At 53.7% G+C, this 16,987-nt stretch carries 15 protein-coding genes; 3 read left to right on the forward strand and 12 right to left on the reverse strand.

Going from position 1 to position 16,987, the window contains the following annotated elements; translation table 11 throughout:
• Positions 1–18 precede the first annotated feature (18 nt).
• The 9 genes from TY09_RS06730 to TY09_RS06770 form a co-directional block, all read right to left on the reverse strand.
• Complete coding sequence (locus tag TY09_RS06730; RefSeq protein WP_042432292.1) at positions 19–744, reverse strand: hypothetical protein; 726 nt, start codon at positions 742–744, stop codon at positions 19–21.
• A 129-nt stretch (positions 745–873) separates the two neighbouring features.
• Positions 874–1,158 carry a propanediol utilization microcompartment protein PduA gene (gene pduA, locus TY09_RS06735; protein WP_009063953.1) on the reverse strand — a complete coding sequence of 95 codons (285 nt, stop codon included), beginning with the start codon at positions 1,156–1,158 and terminating at the stop codon, positions 874–876.
• Between the two features lie 46 nt (positions 1,159–1,204).
• The gene (pduB, locus tag TY09_RS06740) at positions 1,205–1,981 is read right to left on the reverse strand and encodes a propanediol utilization microcompartment protein PduB (protein WP_042432296.1); all 777 of its coding nucleotides are present in this window, start codon (positions 1,979–1,981) and stop codon (positions 1,205–1,207) included.
• A gap of 28 nt (positions 1,982–2,009) precedes the next feature.
• On the reverse strand, positions 2,010–2,930 hold the full coding sequence (locus TY09_RS06745; RefSeq protein ID WP_009064219.1) for a glycyl-radical enzyme activating protein: 921 nt from the start codon (positions 2,928–2,930) through the stop codon (positions 2,010–2,012).
• 84 nt (positions 2,931–3,014) lie between these two features.
• On the reverse strand, positions 3,015–5,552 hold the full coding sequence (locus TY09_RS06750) for a glycyl radical protein (protein WP_042432300.1): 2,538 nt from the start codon (positions 5,550–5,552) through the stop codon (positions 3,015–3,017).
• A gap of 269 nt (positions 5,553–5,821) precedes the next feature.
• Positions 5,822–6,406, reverse strand: a complete 585-nt coding sequence (locus tag TY09_RS06755) for a DJ-1/PfpI family protein (RefSeq protein WP_074432614.1) — start codon at positions 6,404–6,406, stop codon at positions 5,822–5,824.
• Positions 6,407–6,468: 62 nt separating this feature from the next.
• On the reverse strand, positions 6,469–6,918 hold the full coding sequence (locus TY09_RS06760; protein WP_009063445.1) for a EutP/PduV family microcompartment system protein: 450 nt from the start codon (positions 6,916–6,918) through the stop codon (positions 6,469–6,471).
• A gap of 9 nt (positions 6,919–6,927) precedes the next feature.
• Complete coding sequence (locus tag TY09_RS06765; protein WP_042432303.1) at positions 6,928–7,311, reverse strand: BMC domain-containing protein; 384 nt, start codon at positions 7,309–7,311, stop codon at positions 6,928–6,930.
• Positions 7,312–7,395: 84 nt separating this feature from the next.
• Positions 7,396–7,635 carry a hypothetical protein gene (locus TY09_RS06770; protein WP_042432306.1) on the reverse strand — a complete coding sequence of 80 codons (240 nt, stop codon included), beginning with the start codon at positions 7,633–7,635 and terminating at the stop codon, positions 7,396–7,398.
• Between the two features lie 355 nt (positions 7,636–7,990).
• On the opposite strand from TY09_RS06770, the gene TY09_RS06775 reads away from it, so the two are divergent.
• The 3 genes from TY09_RS06775 to TY09_RS06785 all read left to right on the forward strand — a co-directional run bounded on the left by TY09_RS06775 (position 7,991) and on the right by TY09_RS06785 (position 12,250).
• On the forward strand, positions 7,991–8,635 hold the full coding sequence (locus tag TY09_RS06775; protein ID WP_042432309.1) for a TetR/AcrR family transcriptional regulator: 645 nt from the start codon (positions 7,991–7,993) through the stop codon (positions 8,633–8,635).
• A 109-nt stretch (positions 8,636–8,744) separates the two neighbouring features.
• Entirely contained in the window at positions 8,745–10,496 is a 1,752-nt protein-coding gene (locus TY09_RS06780) for an ABC transporter ATP-binding protein (protein WP_042432312.1), read from the forward strand.
• Positions 10,493–12,250 carry an ABC transporter ATP-binding protein gene (locus tag TY09_RS06785; RefSeq protein ID WP_042432319.1) on the forward strand — a complete coding sequence of 586 codons (1,758 nt, stop codon included), beginning with the start codon at positions 10,493–10,495 and terminating at the stop codon, positions 12,248–12,250. The genes TY09_RS06780 and TY09_RS06785 overlap by 4 nt, the downstream gene beginning before the upstream one ends.
• A 73-nt stretch (positions 12,251–12,323) precedes the next feature.
• Here TY09_RS06785 and TY09_RS06790 read toward each other — a convergent pair whose 3' ends face one another.
• The 3 genes from TY09_RS06790 to TY09_RS06800 all read right to left on the reverse strand — a co-directional run bounded on the left by TY09_RS06790 (position 12,324) and on the right by TY09_RS06800 (position 16,851).
• Positions 12,324–15,701 carry an SEL1-like repeat protein gene (locus tag TY09_RS06790; RefSeq protein ID WP_042432322.1) on the reverse strand — a complete coding sequence of 1,126 codons (3,378 nt, stop codon included), beginning with the start codon at positions 15,699–15,701 and terminating at the stop codon, positions 12,324–12,326.
• 388 nt (positions 15,702–16,089) lie between these two features.
• Positions 16,090–16,569 (reverse strand): GlcG/HbpS family heme-binding protein, encoded by a 480-nt coding sequence (locus tag TY09_RS06795; RefSeq protein ID WP_009063508.1) that lies wholly within the window; start codon positions 16,567–16,569, stop codon positions 16,090–16,092.
• Positions 16,570–16,650: 81 nt separating this feature from the next.
• Positions 16,651–16,851 (reverse strand): hypothetical protein, encoded by a 201-nt coding sequence (locus TY09_RS06800; protein WP_242841448.1) that lies wholly within the window; start codon positions 16,849–16,851, stop codon positions 16,651–16,653.
• Between the last annotated feature and the right edge of the window lie 136 nt (positions 16,852–16,987).

Genomic DNA, 16,987 nt, shown 5'->3' on the forward strand with positions numbered 1-16,987 from the left:
TTTCCTGTTCTTTTTCGGTTACACCCTGACGATCTGAATTCCCATTTCTGCGGCTTTTTCTTTCGCCAGCATGGTAATAATATCGCCCTGATGCAGAACCAGCCTTCCCTCCGTCAGGTCGGACTTCAGGTCTGCTTCGGTAATGATTCTTTTATTCGTGCTTCTTTCCGCCTTCGGCTTTACTGCCGGTTCCCGGCACTGCTGCGGCGCGGGAAGCTGATCGGAAAGCTCTATTCCAAAATCCGCTAAGGTTCGGACATACTGTTCTATTTTGATTCGGTATGCTTTGGGTTCTTTGCCGCTGAACGGCTCCATGCCGTTTTGCAGCATGATTACCTTCTGGCCTTCAGAAAAGCACCTGCCGATCCATCGCGATTCGAAGGAATCTTCCAGGCACAATGCAGTTTTGGCGATCAGAGCCTTGTTGGGGAATGGAAAAACCGTGAGGAACTCTTCCCGCCGCTCTTCCCAAGCCTGTTCCTGCTCCAGAACCAGACCGCCGGAAAAGAGCTCTTTGAGCTTTTGTATGTAGTAATCGTTGTATCTGGCTTTGGGCAATACGCAGATCACCTGCAAATCGCAGGGAACCGAAAGGCTGCCCAGCCGTTTGAAATAATCGTCCTGCCAGAACTCCGGCAGCATCAGATAACAGGCTTTTTGCCGCGGAAGCTGAAGAAGTCGTTCTTCTTCCAGCTGCCTGATTACCTTGAGCACCATCTGCTCAAGCAGCTTATAATCCAGCAAAGGTTACAACCCCTTTCAGCGAACGAAATGTTCCGGGTGCCGTTTCACCCGGCAATTCATGCGGACGAAAAACAGAAAATCGATATGAGATGTTTTTCGCCCGCACTTGCCTCGGGAATTGGTTAACTGTTATTTGGAAGCCATCGTGGGAATAATCTTTTCCGTATCGGAATGCGGACGCGGAATCACGTGGATGGAAACAACCTCGCCGACCTGTCTGGCGGCGGCCGCACCGGCGTCTGTGGCGGCCTTTACCGCACCGACATCGCCGCGTACCATCACGGTTACCAGTCCGGAACCGATTTTTTCGTACCCGACCAGAGAAACGTTCGCGGCCTTCACCATGGCATCAGCTGCTTCAATCGCTCCTACCAGTCCTTTGGTCTCAATCATGCCCAATGCATCAGAATTCATATGGATCCTCCTTTGTTATCATCCGGCTGTGTACCGGCGCTTATATTTAAATATATGGCTGCGTTGTGGATTTTGCTTCGCTGCCCAAAGCGCCCAGCAGCTTTTTACCTACCTCGATCGCCGAACGAACTGCCTGACGCACGGCGCCGGAATCACCGGTAAAGGTAAGGATAACCTCGTTTGAATAGCTGGTTCCCTGAGAGGGAGAGCTGTAGCTGACTACCTCAACATTGGCAGCCTTTACGGCAACATCGGCCAAAACCGTGGCGATTGCCGCGGGCCCGGCGCATACCATGCCGAACGCTCTGCCAAGCGGGGTGCCAAATGCCTTTTCCAGGCAGTAGCTGGCTCTTGCCGTGTACTGGAATTCCAGATGCCCGGCTTCATTCCCATAGACATCGCCAAAGTACTTATCGAGGCTGGCCAGAGCAATTTCCACCGCTCTTCTGGCATCCGAGACATCGTCAGCGCCGATGTAAATCAAACTGCCGTGGCCCGCTCCGCCTTTGGTGTCCCTTGGGAGCTCAATGGAGATAACCTCCGTATTGGTTGCCTTTACGGCATCATCGACCGCCATGATCTGTGGGCCCGCGCCCACTCTTCCGCCGATGATTCCGATGGAACGGTATTTGCCCAGATGCAGTCTTTCAACCAGCAGCGGGTCTACGCTTGCAATCACAAGACCAATCGTATCGCCGATAGCGGTTCCGACAAACTCCGTCACCCCCAAAGACCCGCAGCAGGCAGGCGCGGATTCCTCCGGCTTCTGCTTCAGCTCCTCAGCGACCTGATTGATCACTTTCTCAATTAATTGCTGATCCATTGTCTATCCTCCGTTTCTCTTAAATTTGCTATCCGCCGATGACACAGTTCAAACCGTAGCCTTCCACAATCTTTTTCAGCTGCTCCGCTTCTTCCGCAGACAACGACACATTCGAATCCATGAAATACTCCCTGCCCAAAAGATCATATTTGTTTTCCCCATACGTATGGTAGGGCAGCAAATGGACTGTTTTTACCTGGTGCAGGGTCAGTACAAATTCACAGATCGCGCTGATCCCTTCGGGACTGGCATTCACCCCCGGAATGGTCGGCACCCGCACCACCGTCTGTGTCATCTCTGAAATACGCCTTGCATTCTTCAAAATGATTTCGTTGGAAACTCCGGTTACTTTTCGGTGTATCTCGTTGTTCAAAGATTTAATGTCCAGAAGGGCCAAATCGATGAACGGGAACACCTTTTCAATGGCTTCGGCAGAGGCATATGCAGTAGTTTCAATGGCTGTATGCCACCCTTTTGCGTGACAGGCCTTCAGCAGTTCAACTGCAAAACCGCTTTGCAGCAGGGGTTCCCCGCCGGACAGTGTAATTCCGCCGCCAGACCTGCGATAATTGATCTCATCGCGCTTTAACTCCTGTATCACCTGCTCCACGGTCAGGCGCTGGCCCTTCATGGTCAGCGCGCCGGCCGGGCACACATTCACGCACTCCCCGCAGGCAACGCATTTTGTGTGGTTCACAAGCCCTGTGTTCTGAGGATCGATCGCCCCGAACTTACAGGCCTTGATACATTTTCCGCAGTGGATACACAGAGAAGCCTGGTACATGACTTCCGGCTTCGGGTTCTGCGACTCGGGATTGCAGCACCACAGGCAGGACAGCGGGCAGCCTTTTAAAAACACGATCGTACGAATCCCCGGTCCGTCATGGATGGAGTATCGCTGCATATTAAACACGGTACCGGTGGCACTGTAATCGATTGGTGAAGGCATTCTCACAACTCCCTTGGTTTCATTGGCATCTGTGTGATGCTTTCCCGCGCAGCGCTTTCTCAAATAAACCCGACTGCCTGCCGATTAGAAAGTATGCGCCGTGCGGTTGATGATGTCGTCCTGCACCTCTTTGGCCAAAACAACAAACTGAGCACTGTAGCCTGCAACGCGAACCACCAGATCCCTGTAATTTTCCGGGTTCTTCTGCGCAGCCAGGAGCGTTTCCTTATCGATAACGTTGAACTGAACGTGCATTCCCTTATGGTCAAAGTAGCTTCTGACCACGGAAGCAAAGTTCTTCAGGCCGTTATCGCCCGCAACAGCGGAGGGCAGGAACTTCTGATTGTACAGGGTTCCGTTGGAGGCAACAAAGTGATCGAGCTTGGCAACGGAATTGGAAGCAGCCGTCGGGCCCTTGCAGTCCTTGCCGGAGCGGGGAGATACACCGTCGGCCAGCGGATGCTTTGCCAGACGCCCATCGGGCAGCGCCGCAACATCTTTACCGAACAGCACGTTGGCCGATACCGGGTATACACCGGCCTGGAACTGGCCGCCGCGCGGATTGCGGTACTTCTCTACCTCGAAGCAGTAGATCTGCGCGCACTTGCGGGCGATCATATCAACATCATCGTCGTCGTTGCCGAAACTGGGCGTGCTGTCCAGCAGGCGGCGCAGATGATCGTACTTACCGGGATCGCCGGCGCTCTCAGAGAAGTCCATTGCGGAAATCTTCTTCTGAATATCCGCCAGATTGATGGAGCTGGCGTTGCCGAGAATCTTCTTGACCGCCTCGTACACCTTCAGTTCCGTCTCCTGGCTGGCATCGCCTGCGGGAACGGCGGGAGATGCGCTGACCGGGTAGCCGAAGTTGGCGTCGAGCGCCTCCTTGAGCTGATCCATGGTAACGTCCTTATCCTCGAACACATGCTTCTGAATGGCATACACGGAGTCGCCCGTATCTGCTACGCCGAACGCCTGCGGGCCTGTGAAGTTGTAAATCGCGCCGCCCTCCTGCAGGGATTTTCCGCGGCCGATGCAGTCCTCTACCAGAGCGGAAAGGAACGGCAGCGGGGCTCTCTCGCGGTGCGCGATGTCGACGCAGTTGTCGGCCTCGGCCAGATAATGGACGAAATAAGACATCTGCTTTTTGAACGCGGCAAAGAAATCGTCCATGCTCTTCCAGCTGGTCATCTCGCCGGTAACCGGGCCAAGCTGCTTGCCGCGGGCTTTCCCGTTGTTGAGAGTGATCTCGAGCACCTTCGCTACATTAAAGAACGCGGCATCATGCCAGCCTTCGGTCTTGTGCGGGCACTGGGGCTCTACGCAGCCGATGATGCAGTAATTTCTGGCGTCGCGCAGGGTAACGCCGCGATTGACCAAGGCGGGGATGATAACTTCGTCGTTGTACATGGCGGGAACGCCCATGCCGAGACGGGCCAGCTCGCAGGCTCTGTACAGGAATTCGTCCGGGGTGCCCTGCCATACGCGGATGGAAAACGAAGGAGCAGGCAGACGAACGTGTGCGCAGGCTTCCATAGCCATATAAGAGATGTCGTTGGTGGCGTCAAGACCCTCTTCGTTCTGACCGCCGACGCCGAGGTTCTGGAACACCGCGTAACCGGCGAATGCCTGAGCGGAAATCTCGTCACGTGTTTTATTGACATCATTGAGCTTGATCCAGATGCAGTCGATCAGCTCCTGTGCGAATTCGGGGGTTATGTCTTTATCTGCCGCGTAGAAGGGATACATGTACTGGTCAAAACGACCGGGAGAAATCGAGTGGCCGCTGGATTCGATCTGCAGCATCATCTGCACGAACCAGAACGCCTGGCAGGCCTCATAGAAATTGGTTGCGCCGTACTCCGGCACGCGCTCGCAGTTCTTTGCGATCTGCAGAAGCTCTGCTTTTCTGGTGGGGTTCTGCTCGGTGGCCGCAAGTTCTCTGGCCTTTTCCGCATAACGGTGTGCGAAACGGATCGCCGCGTTGTACGAAATAATCACAGACTTATAAAACTGCTCCTTACGTACATACTCGGGGTCCGTCCGATCGATCTTCTCCATCGCTTCCACTACTTCTGTAATGATGCCGCGGAAGCCGATCCGCATGACCTTGCCGTAGTCGACACAAACGTGTCCGACTCCGCCGTAGAAATAGTTGCCTACCGTAAAGACGCCAGCCGCAATCGCGTCTTTGGCCTCCTGCGACATATAAGAGTCTGCCAGCGCGCTGGTGGTTTTGCCCTCCCAGTACTGGAACGCTTCATGCAGCTCTGCCGCAGTTTCTTTCGGAATCTGGAACGGGTCGGCAATTCTGCTTCCCATTGTTTCAAATTCCTTCTCCACCCAATCATAAGAGAATTCGGGGCAAATTTCGGTGGAACGAGGATTTTTTGTGATCGCACCGACAACCAGCTCATCATCCCGAATGGTGATCGGCAGTTGATTGAAAATCTTCTCGACCGCCTTCGCTCTCCTGAGAATGACCGGAAGACCTTCTGTCTCTTTGAAAGACTCGGTCACTAAAACCGCTCTCTCCGACTCGACATAGGGAGTCGCGTCCAGAATCATTCTTTTCAGCTTCTCTACCCTTTGTGTGGGCTGTGAAAAACCTTTCGCTAGCATTTTACAACCTCCTTATAAATTCATGGAATCACGCATGACGTGCATATTGATGCTGTGTTTTGTGTCGCTCTCATTATAACGGATACCCCTATCTTCTCACTAACACAATCCAGACATAAATCTGTAAAATACAAACTAAAAAACGGAAAAATCCAGAACAAATTTAGTTTTTTTGTTTATATTTACAAAGAAAGGAACCGCTGTGCCAGGGTGGCCAAGCAGTTCCCATATTCGACTATTTCTCTGGTTTTATCTATATTTTCGCCGCTTCAGCACAGGAATCCCGAAACGCCCATAGCCTTTAAAAACGCGCGCAGTATCGCCGGATGGGCCGGCCAGGCAGGCGCGGTGATCAGATTGCCGTCACAAGTAACCTGGTCGGATTCCACCGCAAGATAAGTTCCTCCGGCCGCTTCGATCTCCGGCTGAATGGCGGGGTACGCCGTCAGTCTGCGCCCACGCACAACCCCGGCTGCGGTGAGAATCTGAATTCCGTGGCAGATGGCTGCCACCGGTTTCCCCTGACGCAGAAATTCCTGCACAAGCGCCAGCACCTTCGGGTTCAGGCGCAGATATTCCGGGCATCGGCCGCCGGTAAGATACAATCCGTCATAGTCCGCGGCACTGCAGGAATCAAAGCTTGCATTGAGCAGAAAGCGGTGGCCCGGCTTTTCCGTATAGCTCTGGTCGCCCTCAAAATCGTGCACGGCCGTTTTAATGGAATCCCCCGCCCGTTTCCCCGGCGTGACCGCATCGGCAGCCACACCGAAGGTAAGCAGGGTCTGAAACGGAACCATGATCTCATAATCCTCCGTAAAATCCCCTGTCAGAAGCAAAACCTTAGTATTTTTCACCAACGGATTCCTCCCCCTTTCATTTATTTCTCCGGTGAAATTAAAATATGCACCGGTAAAATTCAGACATTGCAGCAATCCGCGTGCCCCGCATCCAGATATTCCAGAACCTCTTCGATCCCTTCGCCGGTAAAGGCGCTGACCCGGAACACGGTTTTGCACCCGGCCAGATGCAGCCAGGACTCCGCACGGTCGGGGCGCGCGTTTTTCCGGTCGATCTGCGTGACGATCCCGATCACCGGACGGGTGGCCCCCGCCGCAATATTGGGGCTGAACAGAGAGTAATCCTCTGTGGAGCTGAGCATCAGAGCGATAACATCCGCCTCGTAGGAATATAAGATGAGCGCCCGGGCAAGCTCCCTGTTTTCCGCGTATTCCCCGGGGGTATCAATTACAACGTCGTGACGGTTGACCGCCTGCGTTTTATGGTACTGCAGCTTGTGACCGCGCAGCGCCTGCGTCAGCGTGGTTTTCCCGCATTCCGCCCTGCCGATCAGAATAATTCTTTTCAATGTTAACACCTATGCCTTTGTCAGATTGCACACGGTAAATCCCATGACACTTTCCGTATATTCCAGCACCGACTCCAAAGCCACCGATACGTCGGCCATTCTGCCGGTAATGATCAGCGTCCCGCTGAAGCGGTCAATAAAGCCGATTTCGATCGCGGATTTTTTCATGCAGATGTCCGCCGCAATAATCGCGGTTTCACTGGGAGTCATGGTAACGATTCCCACCGCCGCATGTTCGTAATCCACCCTTGGGTCCAAACCGAGCTTTTGATAAATGACCGGATCGGGGCTGCAGATAATGTGCGCCATGGTGATCTGTTTTCCGGGAACAATCTCCTGAACGATACGCGTCAGATGATCGCCGCCCGGGGTTCTGAGTTCCTCCAGCTTCACGCACATTCCCCCTTCGTATGATAAATAGGATATAAAAAATAAGAAAAGGCTGCCCCAAACCAGAGATGCAGCCATTTCCCTTTTTCAGCTATTGTTGCCGCCTGCTTCCGGTTTTTCCGGCTGATAAAAACACTGCGCGCACTCTTGTGCCTGTTTTTTCTTCTCTTCTTCTTCGGCCCGAGGGTAGTAGCATTCGGGGCAATCCTCCGCCTGCTCCTTTTTTACCTCTTCATCCGGCTGTTTATAGAAGCTTTCCAGATCCAAGTGCTGTAATTCCGCCAATTTCTGCGGGGACGCAGCTTCGTGTTTCTTCTTTTCTTCCATGAGAACGTCTCCTCCTTGAATTGATCACTTCCACAGGGTATTTTGCTCCCCTGAAAAGCGGGCCGCGGGTCAATTTGGGCCAGCCTTTCGGATACAGTTTTCCGTTACTCTATCATAGCATTTCTCCCCTGACTCCCGGTAACGAAATTCAGACTAAAATCATGTAAAATCAAGATATGAGAAACGTGTCCCCAAAAGGGCCTTTCTGGAACCGCTCCGGCCTGTTTTGCTTTTTACCAGAAGGAATTGAAATAGCATACTTGACAAATTGCGGCTGTCTTGCTACACTGATAATCAAGTTATCGATAATCCGGTTATCAGTTTTACTATCATCTTCATTCAGAGGTGTCATCACGTGGCAAAACCTGACCATTCCATCGATCCGCGCATTCTGGAAAGCGCCAAAAAAGAATTTCTTCTTCACGGGTTTGAAAAGGCCTCTTTAAAGGCCATCTGCGAAAGCGCCGGGATCACGACAGGCGCTTTGTATAAGCGATACAAAGGAAAAGAGGACTTATTCTGCACCGTTGTAGAAAACACCGTGGCAGATCTGAACGGCGTCATAGAAGAAAAATGCGCCATAGCCGTAGAGGACCTGTCTGACAAAGCGCTGGTGACGGCGTGGGAAATGAATGAATCCATGCTGTGGTGGTTCCGCTTTCTTTACGAGCGCCATGACGATTTTGTCCTGCTGCTGCAGTGCGCGGAGGGAACGAAGTATACCAATTTCCAGCACGACTGGGTAGAGACCATGACCGGGAAAAGCTACGAATACTTTTTGGAAGCAAAAAAGCGTGGACTGACACGCGCGGATATCTCCATAGAGGAAACGCATATCCTGCTTTCCGCATTCTGGACGACCATCTACGAGCCCTTTATTCACGGCTTTACATTGGAACAGATCGAAGCGCACTGCGAGCTGATTTGCAGTCTGTTCAACTGGCAGCGGGTACTGGGGTTCCCTTTATCCGCAGAGCCTTCCCACTGTCGGGAGGAATGATACAGCAGACGTTGCGTTCCTTCCGACAAACAACCTCCCCACCGCCGGGAGGAATTCTTTTGCACGCTAGTTAGCTTCAACTAACTATAAAGATAAAGGAGGATGTCATTTGTTTAAGAAAGTACTGGAATATACCGGCGAATACCGCAAAACAACGTATGCGGCCATTGTTGTTCTGCTCGTCGGTATCGTCATGAATGTACTGCCGTTTTTGTTTGTGTATCAGATCATCAGGCCGCTGCTGATGCGCGAACCAATGATGGCAGAGTATGTGATCTGGCGCATCGCCGCCATCGCGGTCTGCGCGCTTCTGTACGCCGTGTTCTACGTGTGGGGGCTTTCCCTCTCTCACCGCTCGGCCTACAATACGCTGAAAAATCTGCGCATCTCTCTGCAGGGCAAGCTGGAAAAGCAGCCGTTGGGGGCCATTCAGGAAAAGGGCGTTGGAGCGATCAAAAAGATGTTTATCGACGACATTGAAACGATCGAGCTGCTTTTGGCCCACGCTCTCCCCGAGGGAATCGCCAATCTGACCATCCCGGTGCTGGTATTTATCGGGATGCTGCTCGTTGACTGGAAGCTGGCGCTGCTTTCCCTGTGCTCTCTGCCGCTTGGGGTGATTGCCATGATGGTCATGTACCGGATCGGCATGAAGGATATGGGCAACTATTACGCGGCGGCGCAGAAGATGAACAATACGATTGTTGAATACATAAACGGCATGGAGGTCGTCAAGGTGTTCAACCGGGACGGTGAGTCCTATCACCGGTTTGAGGGCGACGTAAAAAGCTACCGGGATTTCACTTTGGCCTGGTATAAGGCGTGCTGGCCGTGGATGGCGCTTTACAGCAGCATTTTGCCCTGCGTGGCGCTGTTTGCCCTTCCCATCGGCTCTTATCTGGTCATTCAGGGGTATTCGACACTCCCCGATCTGGCGCTGATTTTGTGCATGTCTCTCGGGATCGGCGCGCCGCTGCTTCGGGCGCTGAGCTTTATGTCCACCCTGCCGCAGATCAACTACAAGATCGAAACGCTGGAACAGATGCTGAGCGCTCCGCCGCTGCAGCAGTCCGCAGAACCGTTTCAGGGCAAGGATCATTCGGTGCGGTTCGAAGGCGTTCATTTCGCCTACAAGGACGCAGAGGTGCTCCACGGCGTATCGCTTGAGGTACCCGAGGGCAGCCTGACCGCGCTGGTGGGTGAATCCGGCAGCGGCAAATCGACCCTCGCGAAGCTTCTCGTCCACTTCTACGATGTGAGCGGCGGTTCCGTCAAAATCGGCGGGCAGGATATCCGAAGCATGAGCCTTGAAGCGCTGAACAACGAAATCTCTTATGTGGCGCAGGAGCAGTTCCTGTTCAACATCAGCCTGCTGGAAAACATCCGCCTGGGCAAGCTGGACGCAACCGACGAGGAAGTGCTGGCGGCTGCGGAAAAAGCGCAGTGCGGGGAATTCCTGGCCCGGCTTGAAAAGGGCATTCATACCATGGCTGGCGACGGCGGAAAGCAGCTTTCCGGCGGAGAAAGACAGCGCATCTCGCTGGCACGTGCCATTTTGAAGAACGCGCCCATCGTCGTTCTGGATGAAGCGACAGCATTTATGGACCCGGAAAACGAGGAGAAGATGAACGAAGCGATCGCCGAGGTCATCCACGGAAAAACCGTTATCGTCATTGCGCACCGCCTGCATTCCATTATAAATGCGGATCAGATCTGCGTGCTGAATAACGGCAATCTTGCGGCTGCCGGTACCCACGCACAGCTGCTCGAAGGCTGCCCCGAATACCAAAAGCTCTGGCAGGCCGCCGAAGGCAGCGCACAATGGAGAGTCAGCACCGCGAAAGGAGAGGATAACACATGATCGCTTTAATGAAACGCATCCTTGCGGTTTCCGGAAAATATAAGGGAAGAATTCAGCTGGCTTTCGTCTTCTCGTTTTTAAAGGCTCTGCTGTCTAAGGCGCCGATCGGTCTGTCGTTCTTTGCCCTCGCCGCGTTTTACAACGGCACGGCCAGCGCGGACATGTGCCTGTGGATCGGAATCGCCATGGCCGCCTGCCTGCTGCTGCAGATCCTGTTCCAGCATATCGCAGACCGCCTGCAGTCCGCGGCGGGATTTATGATGTTCGCCGATAAGCGCATGGAGCTGGGCGCGCATCTGCGCAAAATGCCCATGGGCTACTTTACGGAGGGCAACATCGGCAAAATCAGCTCGGTGCTGTCTACCGACATGGTATTCATCGAAGAAAACTGCATGACGGTACTGGCGGATATGATGAGCTATATCTTTGCGCAGGGCATCATGCTGGCATTTATGATGCTGTTCAATGTGTGGCTGGGCCTTGCGTCCATCGTCGTTGTCCTTCTTCTGCTGCTGGTGGCGAAAGGGATGAAAAAAGAAAGCCTTGAGGATTCCTCCGCCCGTCAGGAGCAGAGCGAGAACCTGACGGAGTCCGTCCTCGATTTTACCGAGGGGATCGGGATCATCAAGACCTATAACCTGCTGGGGGAAAAATCCAAGGAGCTTTCCGACAACTTCCGCGAGAGCTGCCGGGTCAGTATTCAATTTGAAGAAAACCACTCGCCGTGGCAGCGCTGGCTGAATATTCTGTACGGCTTCGGCGCAGTTGTGGTTATCGCTATCTCTATGTACCTCAACTCCCATGCGCTGCTGGACGTGACCTTCCTCGTGGGCATCATGCTCTTCGTGTTTGATCTGTTCGGCCCCCTCAAGGCGCTGTACAGCCAGAGCGCGCGGCTGACGGTCATGAACAGCTGCATGGACCGCATTGAGACGGTATTTGCCGAATCGGAGCTGCCCGACAACGGGAAGGATACCATCCCCGAAAGCAGCGACGTTCCCGAAGTGCAGTTTAAAAACGTCAGCTTTGCATACGGAGACAAGGAAGTGCTGCACGATGTTTCCTTTGATCTCAAACGGAACAGCATGCTGGCGCTGGTAGGCCCCTCCGGCGGCGGAAAATCCACGATTGCGAGCCTTCTGACCCGCTTCTGGGATGTCAAATCCGGACAGGTGCTGATCCGCGGCAAGGAGGTGCGCGAGGTAAAACTCAGCGATTTGATGGATCACATCAGCATGGTGTTCCAGCGGGTGTATCTGTTCCAGGATACCATCTACAACAATATCAGCATGGGGCGGCCGGGCGCCAGCGAGGCCGAGGTGATCGAGGCCGCGAAAAAGGCAAGGTGCTACGATTTTATCATGGCACTGCCCGACGGCTTCCAAACCGTGGTCGGCGAGGGCGGAGAAACGCTTTCCGGCGGCGAACGCCAGAGGATCTCGATTGCGCGCTGCATTTTGAAGGACGCCCCCATCGTCATTCTGGACGAAGCCACCGCCAGTGTGGACGCGGATAATGAAAGCTATATTCAGCAGGCGATCAGTGAGCTGTGCAAGGGAAAAACCCTGCTGGTGATCGCTCACCGGCTGAACACCATCCGGGGCGCCGATAAAATACTGGTGATTGCGAACGGGCAGATCGCCCAGGAGGGAACGCACGACGAGCTGATGAGCACCGGCGGTATTTACAAAGATTTTGTGACGGTGCGGGAAAACAGCCGCGGCTGGAGCCGAAGAGAAGCGAGGAAAGTATAGAACATAAAAAACAAATGGCTGGGAGGAGTTCCGAAGAACCTCTTCCCAGCCATTTTCATTTTTTCTTTATTTCTCAGCGCTTGAACAGCGAGAGCAAACCGCCCCAGCGCTTTGCTTTGCTTTCCAGCCGCTTCAGGGCTGTTTTGGCGTTTTCATATCCAAGCTCTGCCGCCTGCCGGTACAGCTCAGTCGCTTTGTCGGTATCCTGCTTTACACCGGTTCCCTTTTCATAGAAAACTCCGAGACGATAGCAGGATTGCGCGTCGCCCTCTTCCGCCGCCTTGCGATACCATTCCGCCGCCTGCGCAAAGTCCTTCGGTACGCCCATGCCGTTTTCATACAGGTTCCCGATGCTGAACATCGCGCTTTCGTCCCCGTGCTCCGCTCCCAGCAGGTACAGCCGCATTGCCTCGGCAAAATCCTGCTTTACGCCCTGGCCGGTTTCGTAGCAGTCCGCCAGATTGCCATAGGCGACGTCGCGTCCCTTTTCCACGGCCTGCCGGAACAGCGAAACCGCTTTTTCCAAATCCTTTTCTACACCCTCGCCATAGCGATATGCCCGGCCAAGATTCACCAGCCCGGCGCTGTTCCCTGCTGCGACTGCCCGCTCATACAGCTCAAAGGCTTTCTCGTAATCCTGCTTTACTCCGTTGCCGTCTTTATACCGGTTTCCAAGAATATTCAGGGCAATTCCGTCCTCTTGCTCCGCGGCCAGCTGATACCAATGAATCGCTTTCTCTATGTTCTTTTCCGTGCCGTGGCCGCGTTCATAGCACCGACCCATCCAAAATTGAGCGCGGGGATGCTCCTGTTCGGCGGATTTGGAGAACCAGTAAAACGCCTGGTCCTTATCCTCCTCTATCCCGGTGCCGAAATAATAGCAATCCCCCAGATTTGACTGTGCGCGGGGATAGCCCTGCTCCGCCGAAAGACGGTACAGCTCGACCGCTTTCGCCTCGTCCTTCTCTACGCCGACGCCGAACTCATAGCACCAACCAAGATCGCACTGCGCCACCGGGTGATTCTTTTTCACAGCGAGCTGGTAAAGCTCCACCGCCCGCTCCGGGTTGCGTTCCACGCCCCAGCCGTGCTCATAGCACACGCCCAGCAGATGCTGCGCCCGGGTATAGCCCTGCTCCGCCGCTTTGGAATACCAATAGACGGCCTGCTCGTTGTTCTCCTCCACGGCGATGCCATGGTAGTAGAAAAAGCCCAGATTGCACTGTGCGCGGGCATTCCCCTGTTCCGCGGAAAGGCGGTACAGCTCCATTGCCTTTTCCTTGTCCTCTTCCACACCTTCGCCGCATTCATAGCACAGGCCCAGATCGCACTGCGCATCGGAATCCTTTTTGGCGGCGGCAAGCCGGTAAAGCTCGACTGCGCGTGCCTGATTTTCCTCTACGCCGTAGCCCTGCGCGTGGCACATGCCCAGCATCCGCTGTGCGCGGGGATGCCCCTGATCAGCCGCTTTGGTAAACCAGCGAACGGCCTCCTCGTGATCAACCTCTACCTTAACGCCATAATAATAGAAATTACCCAGATTGCACTGTGCCGGGGCATAGCCCTGCTCTGCGGCTTTGTGATAAAACTCCCTCGCACGCATCAGGTCCCGCTCCACGCCGTACCCGTTCTCATAGCATTCGCCCAACAGATTCTGCGCGCGCGGATAGTTTTTATCCGCCGCTTTGGTGAACCAGCAAACGGCTTCTTCGTTGTTTTCGTCTATTCCAATCCCAATATAGTAGAAGAAACCCAAATTGCACTGCGCAGGCGTGTGGCCCTGCTCCGCCGCCAGGCGGTACAGCTCCATCGCCTTTGCCTTATCCGTTTCCACACCATAGCCGTTTTCGTAGCATTCGCCCAGCAGGCACTGTGCACGCGGAAAATTCTGCTCCGCCGCTTTGGAAAACCAGCGCACAGCCTCTTCGTTGTCTTCTTCCACGCCGATCGCGCTGTAATAGCAATACCCCAGATTGCACTGCGCGGGCGCATACCCCTGTTCCGCCGATGCGCGGTACAGCTCTACCGCTTTTTCCTTATCCTGTTCCACGCCCATCCCGTATTCATACAGCACGCCCAGCGCGCACCGCGCGTCGGGATACTCCTGCTCGGCCGCCGCCTGATACAGCTCTGCCGCGCGGGCCGGATCCCGCTCCACACCATAACCGTTTTCATAGCAAATGCCCAGCAGATGCCGCGCACGCGGATATCCCTGCTCGGCTGCCTTGGAAAACCAGTTTACGGCTTCTTCGTTGTTTTCTTCCACCCCGACGCCGGTATAATAGAAATAGCCTAGATTGCACTGTGCGGGCGCATAGCCCTGTTCCCCTGAAAGGCGGTACAGTTCTGCCGCTTTGGCCTTATCCTCTTCTACGCCATACCCATTTTCATAGCACAGGCCGAGCAGGCACTGCGCGCGCGGGTGCTTTTTTTCGGCGGCCTTGGAAAACCAGCGGGCGGCCTCTTCATTGTCTTCTTTCACTCCGGTGCCGGTATAGTATAAGTAGCCCAGATTGCACTGCGCGGGTGCATAGCCCTGTTCCGCAGAGAGAAGATACAATTCCCGGGCCTTTTCCTGATCCTGCTCCGTACCCCATCCGTTTTCATAGCACTCACCCAAAACGCACCATGCCTGCGGATATTCCTGCTCCGCCGCTTTGTTGAACCAGGTGACGGCCTGTTCCGCATCCCGCTCTACGCCGAGCGCGTAAAGATAGATCAGGCCCAGGCGTGTTTGTGCGGGTGCAAAATCCAGCTCCGCCGACTGGCGGTACAGCTCGACTGCTCTGTCAGTGTCTTTTTCCACACCGTATCCGTATTCGAAGCATTCACCCAGTAAAAACTGTGCACGGGGATATTCCTGCTCCGCCGACTTGGTGAACCAGGCGACAGCCTGGGCGTCGTCCTCTTCCACCGCAATCCCGTGATAATAGAAAAATCCCAGATTGCACTGTGCCGGGGCGTAGTCCTGCTCTGCGGACAACAGATACAGCTCCATCGCCTTATCTTTATCCATTTCAACGCCCTGCCCGATTTCATAGCATAGGCCCAAAGCGCATTGTGCGGAAGGAAAGTCCTGATCCGCCGCTTCACGGTACAGGGAAACCGCCTTTTCGTAATCCTGCTCCACGCCGATCCCGTTTTCATAGCACGCGCCTAAATTGTACTGCGCAGAAACATCACCCTGCTCCGCCGCCTGCTGAAACCAATAAAAGGCTTTTTCGTAATCCTGTTTTGCGCCGCCCGTTCCACGGTAGTAGCAGAGTGCAAGCTGATGCTTTGCCTCCAGATCGTCGTCCTCCGCTCTTTCAATCAGCTCCTGCAAATCCTCCTGCTGCTGTTTTACTGTTTCCGCAGCGCTGCGGATCAGCTTTGGATCAATAAAAACAAATTTATATGGGTCCTTCGGTTCTGTTTCACTGTTTGGCGCCTGGTTTCTTTCGTCCTGCATAAAAAAACTCCTTTATTCCCCATTCATAAGACTTTTGCTCATGAACGATTATATGTTTTTCATAGGCCTGTTTATCAATATCCATGTAGGTTCAAGCTGTTATAATCTTTTTTAGTATAGCACAATTGTCGTATTTTGTCATCATTGAGCATTTTTTACAGCTTTGAGATCCCCCCCTGTCCCCAAAGGCTTTTCAGCAAAACATTGTTGATTTGCCATCCCCAAAAGCGCATGGCGGGGAATGGAATAATTACGTCTGACCCATACCGCAAAAAAACAAGGTACTGTTCAGCCGGAACAATACCTTGTTTTTTAAGTTTTGGATGTACCTATTTCATTTTATTTCATGGGAACATCTGAAAAGCGCCTTTTTTAAATCCATCAATCTCTATTTTTTACTCCAGCTGAACTCCGGGCAGGCGCTCACCGCTGCTTCGGCAATCAGGGTATCTTCCTCCACGGTTCCGCCGCTGATTCCGACTGCGCCGACCAATCTTCCGGCCCGGAACAACGGCAGGCCGCCGCCGAATACGCAGTATCTGCCGCCAAACATCGTGTGGAGTCCGTACAGCTCCCCTTCGGGAACAGTTCGCTCATGCAGGCTCCCGGTGGGAGACTCCAGAGAAGCCGAGGTATACGCCTTGCTGAAAGCTGCGTCGACGCTGATCAAAAGCGCGCCGTCCATCCGCAGGTGTACAATCAGGTTTCCGCCTGCATCCACAACGGCGGCGGAAATCGGTACCCCTACCTCTTTTGCTTTTTCGCAGGCCGCTTTTGTGATCTGCTCCGCCAGATCGAGATTGATTCCGCGCTCACCGTACTCCGCCAGCTGGCGCAGGATTTCTTCCTTTAATTCTTCGTGCAGCATGTTCTCCCTCCCTGTTCACACTTTCTTCTGGGATAATCATAGCTGATCTGAAGACATCTGTCCAGCAAAAAACAAACCAAATCAGTGCAAATCTTTGACCGAATCCGTGCGGTAAAATCCCTGCGGATATGCACCGGCCTTTGTGATACTCTTCCGGTCTTCGCGGTAAAACGGCTGCGGCTGACTGTTCCACAGCTGCTCCATCGTCTCCTGCTGCGCCGGGCGGTAAAAAGCCTGCGCCGCAAAACGTTCTTCTTCGCTTCTGTTCTTCCACGCATCCATTTTCTTCACCCTTTTCCTGTTTTCCATAAGATGCCCATATCAATTGATTACTATGAAAATACCACAAAATCAGGAACAAATGAAGACCCATTTAAAAATAATCTTCACGGCTGATCAGAAGCAGAAAATCTTTCTC

It is taken from the genome of Faecalispora jeddahensis, assembly GCF_000577335.1.
GTDB lineage: Bacteria > Bacillota > Clostridia > Oscillospirales > Acutalibacteraceae > Faecalispora > Faecalispora jeddahensis.

Excerpts from the sequence above, each read along its gene's own strand:
- TY09_RS06770 (WP_042432306.1), bottom strand. The coding sequence starts at position 7,635 with ATGGAAGAAAAGAAGAAACACGAAGCTGCGTCCCCGCAGAAATTGGCG.
- TY09_RS06795 (WP_009063508.1), bottom strand. The coding sequence starts at position 16,569 with ATGCTGCACGAAGAATTAAAGGAAGAAATCCTGCGCCAGCTGGCGGAG.
- pduA (WP_009063953.1), bottom strand. The coding sequence starts at position 1,158 with ATGAATTCTGATGCATTGGGCATGATTGAGACCAAAGGACTGGTAGGA.
- TY09_RS06745 (WP_009064219.1), bottom strand. The coding sequence starts at position 2,930 with ATGCCTTCACCAATCGATTACAGTGCCACCGGTACCGTGTTTAATATG.
- TY09_RS06790 (WP_042432322.1), bottom strand. The coding sequence starts at position 15,701 with ATGCAGGACGAAAGAAACCAGGCGCCAAACAGTGAAACAGAACCGAAG.
- pduB (WP_042432296.1), bottom strand. The coding sequence starts at position 1,981 with ATGGATCAGCAATTAATTGAGAAAGTGATCAATCAGGTCGCTGAGGAG.
- TY09_RS06800 (WP_242841448.1), bottom strand. The coding sequence starts at position 16,851 with ATGGATGCGTGGAAGAACAGAAGCGAAGAAGAACGTTTTGCGGCGCAG.
- TY09_RS06750 (WP_042432300.1), bottom strand. The coding sequence starts at position 5,552 with ATGCTAGCGAAAGGTTTTTCACAGCCCACACAAAGGGTAGAGAAGCTG.
- TY09_RS06785 (WP_042432319.1), top strand. The coding sequence starts at position 10,493 with ATGATCGCTTTAATGAAACGCATCCTTGCGGTTTCCGGAAAATATAAG.